This is a genomic window from Mucilaginibacter sp. (genome assembly GCF_041660805.1).
Lineage (GTDB): Bacteria > Bacteroidota > Bacteroidia > Sphingobacteriales > Sphingobacteriaceae > Mucilaginibacter.
In genome coordinates this window covers 68,402-87,016 of the sequence record NZ_JBAZVP010000004.1, presented here as the reverse complement: position 1 = coordinate 87,016, position 18,615 = coordinate 68,402, and the positions used below count along the sequence as shown (strand labels likewise).

The 18,615-nt window shown below is 42.0% G+C and carries 13 protein-coding genes; 9 read left to right on the top strand and 4 right to left on the bottom strand.

Going from position 1 to position 18,615, the window contains the following annotated elements; translation table 11 throughout:
- Nucleotides 1-158: 158 nt before the first annotated feature.
- The 5 genes from WC743_RS07565 (at nt 159) to WC743_RS07545 (ending at nt 10,326) form a co-directional block, all read left to right on the top strand.
- Nucleotides 159-2,555, top strand: a complete 2,397-nt coding sequence (locus WC743_RS07565; RefSeq protein WP_373011289.1) for an ABC transporter permease — start codon at nt 159-161, stop codon at nt 2,553-2,555.
- A gap of 46 nt (nt 2,556-2,601) precedes the next feature.
- On the top strand, nt 2,602-4,974 hold the full coding sequence (locus WC743_RS07560) for an ABC transporter permease (RefSeq protein ID WP_373011288.1): 2,373 nt from the start codon (nt 2,602-2,604) through the stop codon (nt 4,972-4,974).
- Nucleotides 4,975-5,021: 47 nt separating this feature from the next.
- Entirely contained in the window at nt 5,022-7,496 is a 2,475-nt protein-coding gene (locus WC743_RS07555) for an ABC transporter permease (RefSeq protein ID WP_373011287.1), read from the top strand.
- 110 nt (nt 7,497-7,606) lie between these two features.
- A complete protein-coding gene (locus WC743_RS07550) occupies nt 7,607-8,932 on the top strand; it encodes a Gfo/Idh/MocA family protein (RefSeq protein WP_373011286.1) in 1,326 nt (441 codons plus the stop codon).
- A 23-nt stretch (nt 8,933-8,955) separates the two neighbouring features.
- Nucleotides 8,956-10,326 (top strand): DUF1080 domain-containing protein, encoded by a 1,371-nt coding sequence (locus WC743_RS07545; RefSeq protein ID WP_373011285.1) that lies wholly within the window; start codon nt 8,956-8,958, stop codon nt 10,324-10,326.
- 130 nt (nt 10,327-10,456) lie between these two features.
- Here the strand turns inward: WC743_RS07545 and WC743_RS07540 are convergent, their stop codons facing one another.
- Nucleotides 10,457-10,867 (bottom strand): BrxA/BrxB family bacilliredoxin, encoded by a 411-nt coding sequence (locus WC743_RS07540; RefSeq protein ID WP_373011284.1) that lies wholly within the window; start codon nt 10,865-10,867, stop codon nt 10,457-10,459.
- 264 nt (nt 10,868-11,131) lie between these two features.
- Here WC743_RS07540 and WC743_RS07535 point away from each other — a divergent pair, with 264 nt between their 5' ends.
- The 4 genes from WC743_RS07535 (at nt 11,132) to ahcY (ending at nt 16,875) form a co-directional block, all read left to right on the top strand.
- Nucleotides 11,132-11,995 (top strand): M23 family metallopeptidase, encoded by an 864-nt coding sequence (locus WC743_RS07535; protein ID WP_373011283.1) that lies wholly within the window; start codon nt 11,132-11,134, stop codon nt 11,993-11,995.
- Nucleotides 11,996-12,007: 12 nt separating this feature from the next.
- On the top strand, nt 12,008-12,424 hold the full coding sequence (locus WC743_RS07530; protein WP_373011282.1) for a polymer-forming cytoskeletal protein: 417 nt from the start codon (nt 12,008-12,010) through the stop codon (nt 12,422-12,424).
- Nucleotides 12,425-12,748: 324 nt separating this feature from the next.
- Nucleotides 12,749-15,478: a carboxypeptidase-like regulatory domain-containing protein gene (locus tag WC743_RS07525; RefSeq protein WP_373011281.1), complete on the top strand. Its 2,730-nt coding sequence runs from the start codon at nt 12,749-12,751 to the stop codon at nt 15,476-15,478.
- Between the two features lie 80 nt (nt 15,479-15,558).
- Complete coding sequence (ahcY, locus tag WC743_RS07520) at nt 15,559-16,875, top strand: adenosylhomocysteinase (RefSeq protein WP_373011280.1); 1,317 nt, start codon at nt 15,559-15,561, stop codon at nt 16,873-16,875.
- Between the two features lie 66 nt (nt 16,876-16,941).
- On the opposite strand, the gene WC743_RS07515 is transcribed toward ahcY, so the two are convergent.
- From WC743_RS07515 to WC743_RS07505, 3 genes are all read right to left on the bottom strand, one after another.
- The gene (locus WC743_RS07515; protein WP_373011279.1) at nt 16,942-17,364 is read right to left on the bottom strand and encodes a hypothetical protein; all 423 of its coding nucleotides are present in this window, start codon (nt 17,362-17,364) and stop codon (nt 16,942-16,944) included.
- 88 nt (nt 17,365-17,452) lie between these two features.
- Nucleotides 17,453-18,076: a hypothetical protein gene (locus WC743_RS07510; protein WP_373011278.1), complete on the bottom strand. Its 624-nt coding sequence runs from the start codon at nt 18,074-18,076 to the stop codon at nt 17,453-17,455.
- 40 nt (nt 18,077-18,116) lie between these two features.
- Nucleotides 18,117-18,518, bottom strand: coding sequence for a DUF5655 domain-containing protein (locus WC743_RS07505; RefSeq protein ID WP_373011275.1), 402 nt, complete (start codon nt 18,516-18,518; stop codon nt 18,117-18,119).
- Between the last annotated feature and the right edge of the window lie 97 nt (nt 18,519-18,615).

The window sequence follows — 18,615 nt, the reverse complement described above, 5'->3', positions numbered from 1 at the left end:
GTCCGTTAACGAACATTTGTTGCGCGTTAATCTTACTAATTAATTGCAAATCAGTAAATTGCAAAGTTGGCACGTAGATGGTAGCCTGTTGGCCGGTAAGCAAACGATGTGACTTGGAGGGGAAACTAATGAACAAGTGATTAATAAACCAATGAACTATGATAAAAAATTATCTTAAAGTTGCCTGGCGTAACCTGTTGAAAAATAAGGCACATACATTTATAAATGTTACGGGCCTATCGGTAGGGATGGCTGTGGCTATATTAATTGGCCTTTGGATATGGGACGAGTTATCATACGATAAGTATCACCAGAACTATGATAGTGTTGTGCAGGTGATGCAGCACCAAACCATAAACGGCGATACCCACTCACAAACGGCTATGCCTATCCCCTTGGGTAACATGCTGCGCAGCGATTATAAAGGCGATTTTAAATACGTTACATTATCCAGCTGGACATTTGGGCACATAGTAGCTTATGGTGATAAAAAATTGCTTACACAAGGCAACTATATACAGCCCGAGGCACCAGAAATGTTATCGCTAAAGATGCTGAAGGGTACCCGCTCAGGATTAAACGATCCATCATCCATCATGCTATCAGCAACGTTGGCTAAATCGCTGTTTGGCGATGTCGATCCCTTATTTAAAGTAATTAAGCTAAATAACAAGAATAGCGTTAAAGTTACCGGTGTGTACGAGGACATGCCGCGCAATACTACCTTTCATGAGGTGTCACTACTTGCGCCATGGGACCTTTACCTGTCTAATGAAGATTGGTTAAAAAGGGCTTCAACGCAGTGGGGCAACAACTCTTTCCAAATATTTGCAATGCTAAACTCCAAAGCAGATATTGATAAGGTTAACAGTCGTATCCGCAATCTTAAACTGAAAAATATTACTGCGCAAGGCGACAAAGTTGGCGCATCATTTAATCCGCAGGTGTTTTTGCACCCAATGGCCAAATGGCATTTGTATTCAGAGTTTAAACAAGGCGTCAACACAGGTGGCGAAATCCAGTTTGTATGGATGTTTGGCATCATCGGTGTATTTGTTTTGCTACTGGCTTGTATTAATTTTATGAACCTGAGCACCGCCCGGTCAGAGAAGCGCGCGAAAGAAGTAGGCATCCGTAAAACAGTGGGCTCATTGCGCAGCCAGATCATTACGCAATTCTTCAGCGAATCATTGATGATCACCATATTCGCGTTCTTCTTGTCGCTTGTTGTTGTGGCGCTGATCTTGCCATGGTTTAACCAGGTGGCAGATAAGCAAATGTCGGTATTGTGGTTTAACCCGATGTTCTGGATCCTGGGCATAGCCTTTAGTATTTTAACGGGTGTTATCGCAGGCAGTTACCCGGCTTTCTATTTGTCGTCGTTCCAGCCGGTAAAAGTTTTAAAAGGTACCTTCAAAGCAGGTAAATATGCCGCCTTACCGCGAAGGATCCTGGTGGTATTGCAATTTACCGTATCCGTTACCCTGATTATCGGTACTATCATCGTTTTCCGCCAGGTACAATTTACCAAGAACCGCGCGGTAGGTTATGAACGTACCGGCCTGCTTGAGGTACACATGAAAACCGATGATATCCATAAAAAATTTAGTGCCGTACGCAACGACCTTTTGCAAAGTGGCGCTATTGCAGAGATGGCCGAATCGGGCAGCCCGCTTACCAGCGTTTATTCAAACAACAGCGGTTATAACTGGCGTGGTAAATTACCCGGCTTGCAGGACGATTTTGCTTACGTACCGGTTACCCCGGAATTTGGCAAAACCGCAGGCTGGAAATTAATTGCCGGCCGCGATTTCGAGAAAGGTAACAAGGCCGATTCTTCCGCCATTATCCTGAATGAAGCATCTGTAAAATTCATGGGCTTCAAAAACCCGGTGGGCGAAATTATTGATAACGATGGGTATAAATTGCATGTGATTGGTGTAGTGAGGGATATGGTGATGTCATCGCCATACGAACCTGTAAAAACTACGCTGTTCGCATCACAAAGTGGTTCGAGCGGCATTATTGATATCAGGCTTAACCCTAAAAAAAGTACCCGCGAATCGCTGACTAAAATTGAGGCGGTATTTAAACAATATGATCCGGGAAGCCCGTTCGATTACAAATTTTCTGATGACGAATACAATAAAAAATTCGCCACCGAAGAGCGGATAGGCAAGCTTGCGGGCTTCTTTACCTTACTGGCCATCTTTATCAGTTGTATGGGCTTGTTTGGTATGGCATCTTTCATGGCAGAGCAACGCACCAAAGAAATTGGTGTGCGCAAGGTGCTTGGTGCATCAATTTTTAGCCTGTGGCGCTTAATGTCTACAGATTTTGTGCTGCTGGTAGGTATCTCGTTACTGGTAGCAATACCAACTGCTTACTATTTTATGCATGGCTGGCTGCAAAATTACAAGTACCGCGCTGATCTGTCCTGGTGGATATTTGGTTTAACGGCAGTTGCCGCCATAGTGATAACCCTGCTAACCGTAAGCTATCAAAGTATTAAAGCCGCGTTAATGAACCCGGTAAAAAGTTTAAAAACTGAGTAGCAAGGAGACAAGAAATCAGAATTAAGAGACAAGATATTATCAAACCATGATCAATAATTATTTAAAAATAGCCTGGATCAACGTAAAAAAGAACAGGGTTTACAGCTTGTTAAATATATTTGGTTTAGGTACCGGCATTGCGGTGGCATTGCTAATTGGTATGTGGGTTTATTATGAATATAGTTACGATAAATTCATTCCGGATCATAAACAGGTTTACCAGGTTAGGCGAAACTTTAATAGCAATGGTGACACACTCACGTTTAGCAGTACGTCGTTAAAATTAGCAGATGCATTACGCAACCAAATACCGGAAATAGCCTATGTTGCAGAGACAGACCAGATGGGATCGCACGGCCTGATGGTTGGCAATAAAAAATTGTATTTACACGGCATTCAGGCCGGGAAGGATTTCCTGAACATTTTTAAACTGCCCCTTGTAAACGGGAATTATGGCAAGGCACTTGCCGATCCTTATTCAATTGTAATTACACGGTCTACCGCCAAAGCGCTTTTTGGTAGTGTTGATGTGCTTAATAAACTGGTTAGGGTAGATAATAAAGATAACTTAAAGATCACCGCTGTAATAGACGATCTCCCCGCTAATTCAACCTTTCAGTTTAAATATATTATTCCATTTAGCTATTACGAACTCACCCAGAATTGGGTAAAACAGGCGCGCACCAGTAGTTTTAGCGATAACTCATTTTTGCAATTTGTAAAGTTGAAAGACGGTGTATCCTATGAGGCGGTTTCACAAAAAATAAAGAATATCGAAAAGGTGGAAACCAGCAGCATGAATGCCATTAACTCCAATGTTATCATTCAGCCTGTACATGAATGGCATTTATATGCAGATTATAAAAACGGAAAGGCGACTGGTGGTTTTATTGAGTATGTACGCATGTTCATCATCATTGGTGTATTGGTGCTTATTATTGCCTGTATTAATTTTGTAAACCTATCAACCGCACGTTTCGATAAAAGGGCAAAAGAAGTTGGCGTAAGGAAAGCAATCGGCTCCGGCAGGGTGGAGTTAATATGGCAGTTTTTGACTGAAGCCGGGCTGGTGACTTTATTATCGTTTGGCCTTTGCCTGTTGTTGGTGCAAGCCGTATTGCCGGCCTTTAATTCGCTTACGGGTACAGTTGTGCATATTCCGTTTACCAGTTTAACGTTTTGGCTAATCATGGTTGCGGCTGTTGTGGCAGTAACACTTATAGCAGGCAGCAGGCCCGCCTTTTATTTATCATCATTTAACCCTGTCGATGTTTTAAAAGGAACTATAAAAGCTGGAAGGTCGGCAACTTTGTCGCGTAAAATTCTGGTGGTTGCACAATTCTCCTGCTCTATCGCTTTAATTATCAGTACCGTTGTTATTTTTAAGCAAATTGAACACGCTAAGGACAGGCCAACAGGTTACAATATCAGCAGGTTATTAACCACTGACATGAATGATGATCTTAGCCGCAATTACATCCCACTTAAAAACGAACTGTTGCAAAGCGGATTGGTTACATCTGTTACCACAGCCTCCAGCCCTGCAACGGGCGTTTATTCACATGGCGATATAGATTACTGGCCCGGCAAACGCCCCGGCGAAACTGTTGAAATGGGAATGATCCTGGTATCAGGCGATTACTTTAAAACCCTTGGTATGCAGCTCTTATCCGGTAGGGATTTTATTGTCAATTCCAAAACAGATTCATTAAATGTGATATTTAATGAGGCCGCCGTTAAAAGGCTGCGGTTGAAAGATCCATTGAACCAAACCTTTACAAAAAACAATAAGCAATACCATATAGTTGGCATAGTAAAAGACGCGTTAATGAACTCGCCCTATCAGGCTGCCGAACCTACCGCCTTTATTTATGAGAACGGCTGGAATATGATATACCAGCTATCCGGCAAGGTTAACACGCACGAAGCCATTGAAAAACTTACGGCTATCTTCAACAAATACAACCCGTCTTACCCGTATGATTTCCGCTTTGTAGATGAGGATTATAATCAAAAGTTTAGTGAAGAATTACTGGTAGGTAAGCTTGCAAGTGTGTTTACGGTGCTGGCTATATTTATATCATGTTTAGGTTTATTCGGGATGGCGGCCTTTACTGCGGAGCAGCGTGTAAAAGAAATAGGAATAAGGAAAGTTTTGGGTGCTACGGTAACCCAAATTTGGTTAATGCTATCAAAAGACTTTGTTGTTTTAGTATTTATTAGCTGCATAATAGCTTCGCCGCTGGCGTTTTATTTACTGCAAAAATGGTTGCAAAAGTATGATTACCGTATAACCATAGGGCCGGGCATATTTATACTATCAGCTTTTATCGCAATCGCTATCACGCTCATCACCGTAAGCTTTCAGGCTATAAAAGCGGCGATCGCCAATCCGGTAAAAAGTTTAAAAACGGAATAGCACACGAGACAGGAAATAAGAGACAAGAGACAAGATATTATCAAAATATGATCAACAATTATTTAAAGATTGCCTGGCGGATACTAGTAAGGCAAAAACTATTTTCATTGATAAATATCTTTGGATTGGTTATCGGTATGGCGGCCTGCCTGCTTATTGTACAATACATCAGCTTTGAGTTGAGTTATGATAAGTTCCACCAAAACGCGGGTAACGTTTATCGTATAAAGCATCAAAGCTATAGCCAGGGAAATTTAATTGAGAACCTGCCTAAAACGTATTCGGCAGTTGGCCCTGCGCTAAAGGCCGAATTCCCGGAGGTAAAGGAAGAAACAAGGGTGTCTAAACTGTCCGGGCAGGTTAGTACCCAGCAACCGGGTGGGGCTGTCATCGCTTTTAACGAGCAGCATTTGTACGCGGTTGAGGCATCGTTTCTTAAAGTGTTTTCTTTCCCGATGGTGGAAGGTACCGCCTCAGCACTTAATAATCCTAATACCGTAGTTATCACGCAATCAACAGCAAAAAAATATTTCCCTGATCAGGATGCCATTGGTAAAACGTTAAGGATACAACAACAAATATCCGGTACGGATATCACCGCTACAGTTACCGGTGTATGTAAAGATGTGCCTGCCAATTCACATTTACAGTTTGATTTTCTGGTATCGCAGGTATCGCAGGATATGCAGGCCGGCGATTGGGTGTACCCCGATTTTTATACTTATGTGCAGTTATCGCCCAATACAGATCATCAGGCATTTGAGGCCAAATTACCTTCATTTATTAAAAAGCACAGTACCGGCGGTGATAAGATCAAAAATTCAAGTTTTACTTTAGGCAAAACCAACGTAGCTAATATACAGTTCACGCTGCAACCGCTTAAAGATATCCACCTATACTCTAACCTTACCGACGAGATTAGCACTGCCGGTAATGGCAACATGGTTTGGTACCTGGGGTTAATAGCCGTGCTGATATTGGTGATCGCTTATATCAACTACGTTAACCTGTCTACAGCCAAAATAATTGAAAGGGCAAAAGAAGTAGGTATTCGCAAAGTATTAGGTTCACAGCGTTTGCAATTGATCATCCAGTTTCTTTTTGAATCCATGCTGCTGAATATCATCAGCATCGCGATAGCTGTTTTTGTTGTAATACTGGCTATGCCGTGGTTCAGTACCTTATGTGGCGTGCAAATGCGGTTCACCTTATGGAAGGACTATACCTTTTTGTTTGGTTTTATGAGTTGTTTGGTACTGGGCATATTACTGTCGGCTTTTTATCCGGCGCTTATCCTGTCCAATTATAAACCGGTTCAAATATTGAAGGGTAAGTTCCAAAATACGTCGCAAAGCTTATCATTACGCAAATCATTAGTGGTGTTTCAGTTTGCGGCTACTATTGCTTTTATGATTGGCACTTTGGTGGTTTACAGGCAGGTAAATTATATGAAAAATGCCAACAAAGGTATGGATATGAAACAAACGCTTATTGTTGTTGCCCCGCAAATTGTACGGGCAAACGATGCCGATGCTTTCAACTTTATGCACCGCGACAGTGTTTTTCAGACTGAAATATTACGCAATCCGCGCGTACAAAGTGTTACCTCGTCATCCAGCATACCGGGCGAAACCATTAACTACATCATGTCATACACCCGCCCAATGCAGGATAAGGGTATCAGGCTGCCAACATTGGAGATAGGGAGTAAGTTTCTTGATCAGTTTAAGGTTAAAACAATTGCCGGCGATAATTTTTCTACAGCGCCACAATCAGGCAAATCATTAATGATGCTGAATGAAGCCGCGGTGGTATCATTAGGTTTTAAAAATGCGCAGGATGCGGTTGGCAAAATCATTCAAACCAAAAACGGCCGGGGAAGAATATTTGAGAACGAGATTGTGGGTGTAATAAAAAACTTCCATCAAACTTCGCTGAAAGAGGGTTTTACACCAACCGTTTTCAGGCTGATAGATCCATCAAGCGTAACCCATTACGAGCTAAAAATTAACAGTGCCGATATGCCCGCCACGCTGGCACAAATCAACAAAACCTATAAAAGTGTATTTTCTGAAGCTGCTTTTGATTATTTCTTCCTTGATGAATTTTTTGATCAGCAATATAAAACAGAACAGCACTTTGGCAAGGTTTTCAGCCTGTTCTCCGGCTTCGCGGTATTTGTGGCTTGCCTGGGTTTATTTGGGTTAACGTTAATTACAATTACCCAGCGAATTAAAGAAATAGGCATCCGTAAAATATTGGGGGCGTCAATCTCTAATATCCTGCTGCTTATAGCCAAAGATTTTGTTGGGCTGATATTAATAGCCAATGCTATAGCCCTGCCGCTTGCCTACTGGGGTGGGCATCAATGGTTGCAGAACTATAAGTTCCGGGTAGATTTTACTGTTTGGTTCTTCATTTTACCCATGTTGTCGGTATTTATTATTGCATTAACTACCATAAGTTTCCAGGCTGTTAAAGCCGCAGTGGCTAACCCGGTGAAGAGTCTGAGGAATGAATAAAGCATTTATATTTTAAACGTTTAACAACATTGTTGCATAAAAAAATTCCTCCCTTTAGGAGAGGATAGGTGTGGTTTACTATATTTACAAAACCAATACCTATTTTAATTATGCAAAGGAGACGATTTATTGAGACCGTAGCCGTTACCGGTACCAGTTTTTTAGTTGGCCCGGGTTTATCAGCATCTGCCTTTTACAAAGGCTCCCCAAATAAAAAAGTAGTGCTGGGTATAATGGGGGTAAACGGCCGGGGCAGTTTCCTTGCACAAAAGCTGGCAGCCATACCCGATGCAGAGATTGGCTATATATGCGATGTGGACAGCATTGCTATGGCCAAATGCATTGCCAATATTGAAAAAACAACCGGTAAAAAGCCCGTTGGCATAACTGATATCCGCCAATTATTAGATAAAAAAGACCTGGACGCGCTGGTAATAGCAGCGCCCGATCATTGGCACGCACCCGCAACTATTTTAGCCTGCCAGGCCGGTAAGCATGTATATGTAGAAAAGCCCTGCAGCCATAACCCGCATGAGGGCGAGATGGCTGTTGCCGCTGCAGCAAAATATAACCGCTTGGTACAAATGGGCAGCCAGCGGCGCTCGTTTAACAATGTGCAATTAATGGTTAAGGAACTGCATGATGGCATTATTGGCAGGGCGTATTTTGCAAGGGGATGGTATACCAATAACCGCAAATCAATTGGTATAGGTAAGGTGGTGCCGGTTCCTCAAAATTTAAATTACGACCTATGGCAGGGCTATGCGCCCCGCATGCCTTATAAAGACAATCTTATACATTATAACTGGCACTGGCATTGGAACTGGGGCACCGGCGAAGCGCTTAACAACGGCACGCACGAGATAGACGTAATGCGCTGGGGCCTGGGTGTTGATTTCCCCGAACGGGTAACATCATCAGGCGGCCGTTTTGCTTTTAAGGACGACTGGGAAACCCCCGACACACAAACTATACTTGTGAATTTTCCTAATAACACCGCCATGTCATGGGAGGGACGTAGCTGTAACGGTTATAACTCTGAAGGTGTTGGCCGTGGTGTGGTTTTTTACGGCGACAAAGGCACTATCTATTACGGAGGCGGCAATGGCTACCAGGTTTATGATGGTGATAACAAAATGGTAAAGGAAATTAAAGATGAAACCCCGGTTGATGCCACAAATAAGGTTAGCCCTACGGAGTTGTTAGACAGGATCCACCTGCAAAACTTTATCAGTGCCATACAGGGAACCGAAAAAATCAATCAACCCATAACCGAAGGCCATAAATCAACCGTGATACCGCAGTTAGGTAACATTGCCCAGCGCGTTGGCCGTGTGCTTAATTTAGATACCAGGAACGGCCATATCATGAACGATGCCGAAGCCACCAAACTATGGAGCCGTGAGTATGCACCCGGGTGGAACCTTAAAGTTTAATACATCAACCTTAAATAAATATAATGAAGAACGTAAAAACACTTTTACTGGCTATAGCAGCAATTGCCGGCGTCCAAAGCGCATCGGCACAAACGGGCGGTTATACTAACTTGTTTAATGGAAAAGACCTGCAAGGCTGGAAGATACTGGCCGGCAAGGCAGAATACAAAGTTGAAAATGGCGGCATTACGGGTACTGCAGTGCTCAACAGCGGCAATACTTTTTTAGTTACCGAGAAGGAATATGGCGATTTTATTCTGGAGCTGGATGTAGAAACTGAAAGTACGATCACCAATTCTGGGGTACAGCTACGCAGCCATTATAACCCTGCCGGGCATGAAGGCAAGGGGCTGGTTTACGGCCGTCAATGCGAGGTTGACCCAAGCGACAGGAAATGGACCGGTGGTATTTATGATGAAGGCCGCCGCGACTGGCTATATCCAATGGAACTAAATGCCAAAGCAAAATCTGCCTGGAAGAACGGCGCTTTTAACCATATTAAAATTGAATGCATTGGCAATGCCACCAAAACATGGATCAACGGGGTAGCTACCGCCTATGTTGTAGATACGCTTGACCGTACAGGCTTTATTGGCTTGCAGGTACACGCTATTAATGAAGCCAGCCAGGCAGGCAAAAAAGTGTTCTTTAAAAACATCCGCATTAAAACCACTAACCTAAAACCACAGCCATTTGCTAAAGGTGTTTACGTAGTGAACCTGGAGCAAAACACATTATCAGCATACGAAAAACAGGATGGCTGGAAGTTATTATTTGATGGTAAAACCAGCGCCGGCTGGCGTAGTGCAAGTTCTATGGCTTTCCCAACAAAAGGCTGGGAAGTAAAGAACGGTATGATAAGCGTGCTGGGTTCGGCAGGCGGCGAAGCTGCAAATGGCGGGGATATTATTACTAACGACCAGTTTAAAGCTTTCGATATGTCATTTGAGTTCCGCATGTCAAGAGGTGCCAATAGCGGATTAAAATATTTTGTAACCCTATCCGAGAAAACAACAGGCTCGGCTATTGGCCTGGAGTACCAGGTATTGGATGACGCCGTACACCCCGATGCTAAACTGGGCCGTGATGGCAACCGTACCCTGGCATCATTATATGACCTGATACCGGCTAAAAAGCAGGCCAGGTTTGTACACCCTATAGGTTCATGGAACACCGGCAGGATAATAGTTTATCCTAATAACCATGTAGAGCATTACTTAAACGGCATAAAAGTTTTGGAGTATGAGCGTGGCTCAAAAGAATTCCGTGACCTGGTAGCCATTAGTAAATTCAAGGTATGGAAAGAGTTTGGCGAAGCTGCCCAGGGGCACATCCTGTTGCAGGATCACGGCTTTGACGTAAATTACAGGAATATTAAGATGAAAGCGCTGTAAGAAGGAATCAAGACATTAGAAGCAAGAATCAAGAAACCAAACACAAAAAAGGTCCGGTATAACTTATACCGGACCTTTTTTTATAAACCTAAGTCTTACCTCTTGGTTCTTATTTCCTGGCTCTCAAATGTTAGCAGTATTGCTCAAAAGCACCTATAAGGTTATCGGCAATCATTTGTGCCGGGCGGCCTTCAATTTGGTGGCGCTCAATAATATGAACCAATTTACCATCTTTAAATAAAGCCATTGATGGTGAAGATGGAGGGTAAGGCAACATTAAATTACGTGCTGCATCAACTGCATCTTTTTCCATACCTGCAAAAACGGTTACCAATCTATCAGGATGTTTTTCGTTTTGTGAAGCAATTTTAGCTGCAGGGCGTGCATTAGCAGCAGCGCAACCACAAACAGAATTAACCATCACAAATACAGTGCCTTCGCTTTTAATAGCCTGGTTCACTGCTTCCGCATCTTTTAACTCTTCAAAACCAACTTTGGTTAAATCTTCCCGCATTGGGGCTACTAAATATTCTGGATACATCTCTTCGTTTTCTAAATTTATTAACAAAAATAACAAATGATTAGCAGTTAGCATTCAATTTTCCGAATAATAACAATCTGCTGACGTTTGGATGTCAACGATATGAAAACCAATGAGTTTGTTGCTTATGGGTTAAATTAACAAAAACATAGTGTTATTTTTTATAATTTAATGGGTGAAGCATGCGTTTATCCTACAAACTAACAAGAATTGTTGGGTTTTTTTACAGGTATTATTTATATTGCCCATCCCTAATTGATTACAATGAATTCAAAGCGAACGCCTGAAATAAGTACGGTTATTATTGTAAATAAAAGCAGTCAACTTTCAAAAACATTACAAATAAAAACAAGGCACATTAGCAGGTTAAAATATTATGTTTATGGGGTTTTGGCCCTTATAATAACACTTGCAGGATCTGTAATTTACCTCAGGTCTCAAAATCAGGAGCAAGAAGCGGAAAAGAACAAGCTGTTAGCTCAAATCACAAAGCTTAAAGGCGAAATCCCCCCACCTGTTACCCTTCAACAAAACCCTAATAGCGCCCAATCATACATCCAATCGATTGAAGGCAAGTTGCAATCCATTAACAGTTACCTTAAAAAACGTGGTTTAAAGGGTTTTTCAACAAAGGCGGTAGGCGGCAGCACTGAAGCACCCAAACTTTCTGATAAGGAAACCTACTCATTATATGATGAGTATTTAAACAGGCTGGTACGTACCGTTGCGTTTATCCCAATGGGCTATCCCCGCATTAGCTCAATAACATCTGTTTTTGGTTACAGGAGCGATCCTTTTGATATGGCCCATGCCGAATTTCACCCGGGTATTGATTTTAAAGGTAATAAAGGCGATGACGCAAAATGCACAGCTAATGGCAAGGTGGTTTTTGCAGGCCGGTATGGCGGGTATGGCAATTGTGTACGTATTGCACATTCAAATAATTTTGAAACTTTATACGGGCATCTTTCCAAAATAACCGTAAAAGTTGGGCAGGAAGTAACCGTAGGAGAAAAAATCGGGAAAATTGGTTCAACAGGGCGTTCAACAGGTAACCATTTACACTACGAGATACGTAAAAATGGGAAACCTATTAATCCCCGAAGTTTCCTTACGCTTAATAATTAACCACCGTATATTATGGCATTTTTTTCAAAAAAAGATAACGTTTCGCTTGATCTGCAGTCAATATCAACACTTATCAGCGAAGGCTGCATCTTAGATGGTAACCTTAAAGCACCAGCATATGCCCGTATTGACGGACAAGTTACCGGTGATGTAATTATTGATGAAGGATTAATAATTGGTGAAAAAGGAACTATATTAGGTAACGTTATTACAAAAGAAATGATTGTTTATGGCGCTGTAAACGGCAATATTCAAACAAACTCTCTTGAAATTAAAGCCACCGGAAAAGTTAATGGTGAGATAAGAACACAAACCCTGCAGGTTGAAAACGGCGCAGTTTATAACGGCAGTCTCTCAATGACGCAAAACAACAAACTGGCACAAAGTCAGCAAATAGCCCCACCCGCTCAAAAGATGATAGAAGTATAAGGTTATACGGAATTTGTAACAAGTCATACAGCCCTCTTTTTGTTTCTGCAGAAAGAGGGTTTTGTTTTTTTTATTTAAAAAAGCGATTAGCGGTAAACAAACTTTGGTTTCGCTAACAACTTATTAATCAATATAATTTGTTAACTTACCATTGTAAACCAACCACCTAATTTGTCGCTAATGCTTTTTGCACTTGTTAAAAGACTGCTCATCTTTTGTACGGGGTTTTGCGTGCTTTTTCTTCTTTGCCTGCCGCTATATTCTCACGCCCAAAGTGCACCCTCCCAGCAGGCGTTGCTTAAGATAAAGTCGCAGTCGGATAGTTTGAACAAGAACTTCGCTGTAGAAAAGATCCATATGCAGTTTGATAAACCTTACTATGCTTTGGGCGACACCATTTGGTTTAAAGCCTGGCTTATTAATGCGCCATCGTTCCTATTGTCGGCTAAGAGTGGGCTACTGCATATAGAGATAGCCACAGACAGTAACAAAGTTATTCAGCAGTTTTTGCTACCCATATCTAATGGCGTAACCTGGGGGAATATCGCCATCAATGATAAAGATTATAAGGCGGGCGCCTATGTGATTCGCGCCTATACCAATTGGATGCGCAACTTTGGCGATGAAACCTTTTATTGTAAACGCATCAATATCACTACTGCTTATGAAGATGCCTGGCTGGTGAATTCAAAGATGAAACAGTCGGTTATAAATACTAAACCCAATGTACAGGCGGTATTACAATTCAAAAACCTCGATCAATCTCCGGTTGTTGGCAAACCTGTTAGCCTGCGGGTAATGAGCGGCAAAAAAACATTGTACAAGCAAGTGCTGGATACCGACCTTTTCGGCTCAATGGACATCAGCTTTGCACCGCCGCAAAAAACAGGCGGACTTTACATTGTTGCAGAAAGTGATACTAAAGATAAGAGAGCGATCATCCCACTAAATATCAATAATCCCGAAAATACCGACCTGCAATTTATGCCCGAAGGCGGTAGCCTTGTGGCCGGCCTCCCCGCCCGAATTGGTTTTAAGGCAATAGGCGAAGATGGAAGGGGAGCAGATCTCAAAGGCATTATTACCGATAGCAAGGGCGTGCAGGTGGCAACCTTTCAATCAGCACATAAAGGAATGGGCAGCTTTACAATGGATGTTAAAGCCGCTGAAAGCTACTCGGCTAAGGTAACTCTGCCGGGCGGGGTGGTAAAAGCGTACCCCTTGCCTGTGGTGGCATCGTCAGGTATAGTATTGCAGGTCAGTAACTCCATTGAGAGCGATTCGGTTAAGTTAGCTCTTGCTGCAACTGCTGATATTTTGCAAAAACGATCAGCCTACTATCTGATAGCAAAAGCAAGGGGCGTGATTTGCTACGCCGCGATATTGAACTTTCAGGATCATAAAACCATCCAGCGTGTGATTACTAAAAACCTGTTCCCAACGGGCATTACCCATTTTATATTGATGACCGATCAAGGCGTGCCATTAAACGAGCGGCTGGTGTATATAGATCAAAAAGATAACCTGAATATCAGTTTTAAAACGGGAAGCGGCCAAACTGCACCGAAAGACAGCATAGCACTCCACTTAACCGCAACCGATAATACAGGAAAGCCGGTTACCGGCAACTTTGCAATATCAGTAACCGACGATGCCCTGGTAAATACAGACACCTTGCAAAGCGATAATATATTTACCAACCTGCTGCTTACGTCAGATTTGAAAGGATATGTGGAAGAGCCCGCGTATTATTTTCAAAGGAATGCAATTGCGTGGCAAGAGTTAGACAACCTGTTACTTACACAGGGCTGGGTAAACTATGAAATGCCAACAAAAGGGCCGGCCTATGCCGCCGAAACGGATTACAGTGTAACCGGCAGAGTAACCAACGTGTTTAATAAGCCTGTATCGAAATCAAAGGTGGTATTTTTCTCAAGCCGCCCGCTTGTGGTAAAGGATACAGTTACAGATAAACACGGCAGGTTTGTTTTTAATCCCTTACCAATAGTTGATACACCTATGTTTATTATAAAGGCGGTGAACAAAAGTGGCAAAAGCATGAATGTAGGGGTAGAAATAAATGAATTTATTGCCCCTAAATTTACCGCTACTGCTATCCCTTCAGCAATGCCATGGTATGTAAATAGTAATGATACACTTACAAACTATGTGAAAAATAACATATCCTTAAAAAGGGAGAAAGAAAAAATGCCCGCCGGGATACGGCTTCTGAAACAAGTGAACATCACAGCAAAAAAAATAGTTAAAGGTTCCAATAATTTGAACGGCCCGGGTAACGCCGATTTGGTGTTTGATGAAAAAGATTTGGAGAAAGCCGGTAAAAAAACCATGCTGCAATTTTTAGAAGAAAACGTTAAAGGATTTAGAGAAAGGTCATATTTATTCCCAAAAAATCTGCCACAATCTGTGGCGGAAAGAGTTTATGCGTTTGAAGTTAGATTAACTGGTAATATAACCGGTATACGCGATAACTGGTTTTTTATTGGCCAGAAAGCTGCGGTATTAAAAGTTGATGGAATAGAATTTAGGGATTTTAACCCCGAATTTGGACATGATTATATTCGGAATTTTCTTCAATCGCATTCTGCCGAGGAGATAAAAGGGATAGAAGTAAACGCAACTTCCCAGTATAGTTCTAACTATATGCGCAGATGGCGCGATATGCCAATGGAAGAACCAGATTATCACGAGTATGCGTTCATAGAAATTACTACCCGTAGCGGTCATGGTCCGGCTTTAAGCACTACACCCGGCGTTTACCTGTACAAACCCCTGCCCTTAAGCTTGCCTAAACAATTTTATAAACCCCGTTACAACGTGACTGATATTGCAACACCAACCGAAAACCGGAGCACCGTCAACTGGGAGCCCAATATCATCACCAATGCAGCGGGGCATGCTACTATTAAATTTAATGCGGCAACAAAGCCATCTACCTATACCATTATAGCGCAAGGGGTTGACTATAATGGCAACATAGGGTATCATTATCAAAAGTTGGTTATAAGTAAAACATCCGTCTCAAATAAATAACTCATCGTACGGTCAAACAGTTAAAGCCGATTTCATTAAAATATTTATATTGATTAGTTTTGTAAAAAAAATTGAATAATATGTCATCAGTAGAGACTACGTACGTTAAAAGTAAAGTGAAGGATTCTTCACTGGCCGCCTGGGGCCGCAAAGAAATAGAATTAGCCGAGGCAGAAATGCCGGGTTTAATGGCTCTGCGTAAAGAATACGGTCCCGCTAAAATATTAAAAGGCGCACGTATTGCAGGCTGTTTACACATGACTATTCAAACTGCTGTTTTAATTGAAACACTGATTGAATTAGGTGCAGAGGTTACCTGGTCGTCATGTAATATATTCTCAACCCAGGATCATGCTGCTGCTGCTATTGCTGCTGCAGGTGTTTCTGTTTATGCCTGGAAAGGTTTAAATGAGCAGGAATTTGACTGGTGTATTGAGCAAACTTTGTTTTTTGGCGAAGATCGTAAACCATTAAACATGATCTTGGATGATGGCGGCGATTTAACCAATATGGTTTTTGACCGTTATCCTGAACTGGTTGCCGGCATTAAAGGTTTATCAGAAGAAACCACCACCGGTGTACACCGTTTGTACGAGCGTATGAAAGCCGGAACATTATTAGTTCCTGCTATCAACATCAATGACTCGGTTACCAAATCAAAATTTGATAACAAATACGGTTGCCGCGAATCATTAGTTGACGCAATCCGCAGAGCTACAGATGTAATGATGGCTGGTAAAGTGGGTGTTGTTTGCGGTTATGGCGATGTTGGTAAAGGTTCAGCAGATTCTTTACGTAATGCCGGTGTACGCGTTATAGTTACCGAAATTGACCCTATCTGTGCATTGCAAGCTGCTATGGAAGGCTTTGAAGTGAAAAAACTTTCAACCGCTATAGCCGAAGCTGATATTGTAGTTACCGCAACAGGTAATATGAACATTGTACGCGAAGAACACTTCCGTGCTTTGAAAGATAAAGCTATTGTTTGTAATATAGGCCACTTTGATAATGAGATTGACATGGCCTGGTTAAACGGCGCTTATGGCAGTACCAAAATTGAAATTAAACCACAGGTTGATAAATATACTATTGATGGCAGCGACGTTATTGTTTTAGCTGAAGGCCGTTTAGTAAACTTAGGTTGTGCTACAGGCCACCCAAGCTTTGTAATGAGTAACTCATTCACCAACCAAACTTTGGCTCAAATTGAGCTTTGGACAAACGGTGGTGCTTACGAAAACAAAGTATATACCCTGCCTAAACATCTGGACGAAAAAGTTGCCCGTTTACACTTAGCAAAAATTGGTGTTGAGCTGGAAGTTTTAGATCAAAACCAGGCTGAGTACATTGGCGTAACAGTAGATGGTCCGTTTAAACCGGAGTACTACAGATATTAAAAAAAAGCGCTAAGTGTTCACGTTCACGTCCGTGAACACAGGTTGAATTTTATAAATAGCTTATTATTAGTTGTTTGTGAATTTGACTACTGACAAAATAGCGCCACCAATACATATTAAAAAAGGGATATAGCTTAAAGCTATGTCCCTTTTTTGTTGTGTACTACCTGTCATGCCGATGCATATCGGCATCTCACAGGCAAAGTTCAAGTCCGTCCTGAGAGATCCTGAAATAAATTCAGGATGACCACGTAGTTTATCCGACTGCCCACCCGTCATGCCGATGCATATCGGCATCTCACAGGCAAAGTTCAAGACTGTCCTGAGAGATCCTGAAACAAGTTCAGGATGACCAGGTAGTTTGTGCGGCTGCCCACCTGTCATGCCGATGCATATCGGCATCTCACAGGCAAAGTTCAAGACTGTCCTGAGAGATCCTGAAACAAGTTCAGGATGACCAGGTAGTTTGTGCGGCTGCCCACCTGTCATGCCGATGCATATCGGCATCTCACAGGCAAAGTTCAAGACTGTCCTGAGAGATCCTGAAATAAATTCAGGATGACTTGTTCAGGATCAGCTATAAGGTTTCAACTATCTCTTTTGGCAATACCTTGTCCAATAATAGCCGTTGGCGCGATTCTATATTTACAAATTTCCAACCATTTAAACCATCGGCAGATACGCCACACGATTTTTTGCGGGCAGTTATCATGAAAAAATTTGTTGCCTCATCTAATTTTACGTTATCTGTCCCAAAGGTGTTAGCAAGTGATAGTTTTAATAAGCCCAAACGTTGTTTTTTCTTTTCGGTAGTTTCAAGCGAATCTACCTGTCTAAATTTCATAGCGATGTTAGACGTGTATGTTAAAACAGCGTAGTAATTCTTATCTATTAACTTCGCGTCTTTTATTTCTAAGATTTTGTAGTCCAGAATTTTGTAATCAAGTTCTTTATTGTTCATTACACTTTTGAGGGCCACTATCATTTGTGCTTTTGGTATCACTGTAAAAAAAGAATCGGGAATGTACTCCACAGCTTGCTCAATGTTATTCCGGGCAATAAGGTTATAAAATTCATCAAAACGCTTTTCGATATTCTTTTTATAATCCTGCGCATAGCTGGTACAAATGCAGGTGAATAACAAAATTATGATAAGTGGCGCTTTAAGTTTCATGATAACTAATATCCGATAAATTGCCATGATTTAAGAATATAATTGGTATGAGATTGACTACGTTACCTCACAACAACTCATAAGACTCCCTTATCCATTTAAACAACTGGGGCCTTAGCTCGCTTGCATCATTAAGCCTGATATGGTTCTCGTACCGGCCTGCTGTGGCAGTGCTTTTTATCACCGGTGCTTCTTCCAGCTTGGTGGCCGAGTAAAACTTCAGGTCCAGCTGCTTTTGCATCGGGCGGATAACAAAGAAGGTTTGCTTATGCACAAAGGTGATGCAGTTTGGTGTGGTGCCTACCAATACGTCGGGCCAGTCGGCAACCTCGGCAAGCAGTTTATCAAACACTAAAAGTAATTCGTCGGGTTTGCCTTTAAACAAATCATCTAAACTAACGCGTGCACAATAATGCCGCTGGCTTTCGCTGGTCAGTTCGCGTTCGCATTTGGGGCAGGTCCACGGCATAATAACAATATTACAAATTTTATGCCTGCATTATCCGGCAAAAACATCGCTTTTTCTCCAGCTAAACATTTATTTTGTGCCTTTATCATGCAGGAAA

Bases quoted from the DNA above. Each gene is read 5' to 3' on its own strand.
- WC743_RS07565 (WP_373011289.1), top strand. From the start codon at position 159: ATGATAAAAAATTATCTTAAAGTTGCCTGGCGTAACCTGTTGAAAAAT.
- WC743_RS07560 (WP_373011288.1), top strand. From the start codon at position 2,602: ATGATCAATAATTATTTAAAAATAGCCTGGATCAACGTAAAAAAGAAC.
- WC743_RS07555 (WP_373011287.1), top strand. From the start codon at position 5,022: ATGATCAACAATTATTTAAAGATTGCCTGGCGGATACTAGTAAGGCAA.
- WC743_RS07550 (WP_373011286.1), top strand. From the start codon at position 7,607: ATGCAAAGGAGACGATTTATTGAGACCGTAGCCGTTACCGGTACCAGT.
- WC743_RS07545 (WP_373011285.1), top strand. From the start codon at position 8,956: ATGAAGAACGTAAAAACACTTTTACTGGCTATAGCAGCAATTGCCGGC.
- WC743_RS07540 (WP_373011284.1), bottom strand. From the start codon at position 10,867: ATGTATCCAGAATATTTAGTAGCCCCAATGCGGGAAGATTTAACCAAA.
- WC743_RS07535 (WP_373011283.1), top strand. From the start codon at position 11,132: ATGAATTCAAAGCGAACGCCTGAAATAAGTACGGTTATTATTGTAAAT.
- WC743_RS07530 (WP_373011282.1), top strand. From the start codon at position 12,008: ATGGCATTTTTTTCAAAAAAAGATAACGTTTCGCTTGATCTGCAGTCA.
- ahcY (WP_373011280.1), top strand. From the start codon at position 15,559: ATGTCATCAGTAGAGACTACGTACGTTAAAAGTAAAGTGAAGGATTCT.
- WC743_RS07515 (WP_373011279.1), bottom strand. From the start codon at position 17,364: ATGACAGGTGGGCAGCCGCACAAACTACCTGGTCATCCTGAACTTGTT.
- WC743_RS07510 (WP_373011278.1), bottom strand. From the start codon at position 18,076: ATGGCAATTTATCGGATATTAGTTATCATGAAACTTAAAGCGCCACTT.
- WC743_RS07505 (WP_373011275.1), bottom strand. From the start codon at position 18,518: ATGCCGTGGACCTGCCCCAAATGCGAACGCGAACTGACCAGCGAAAGC.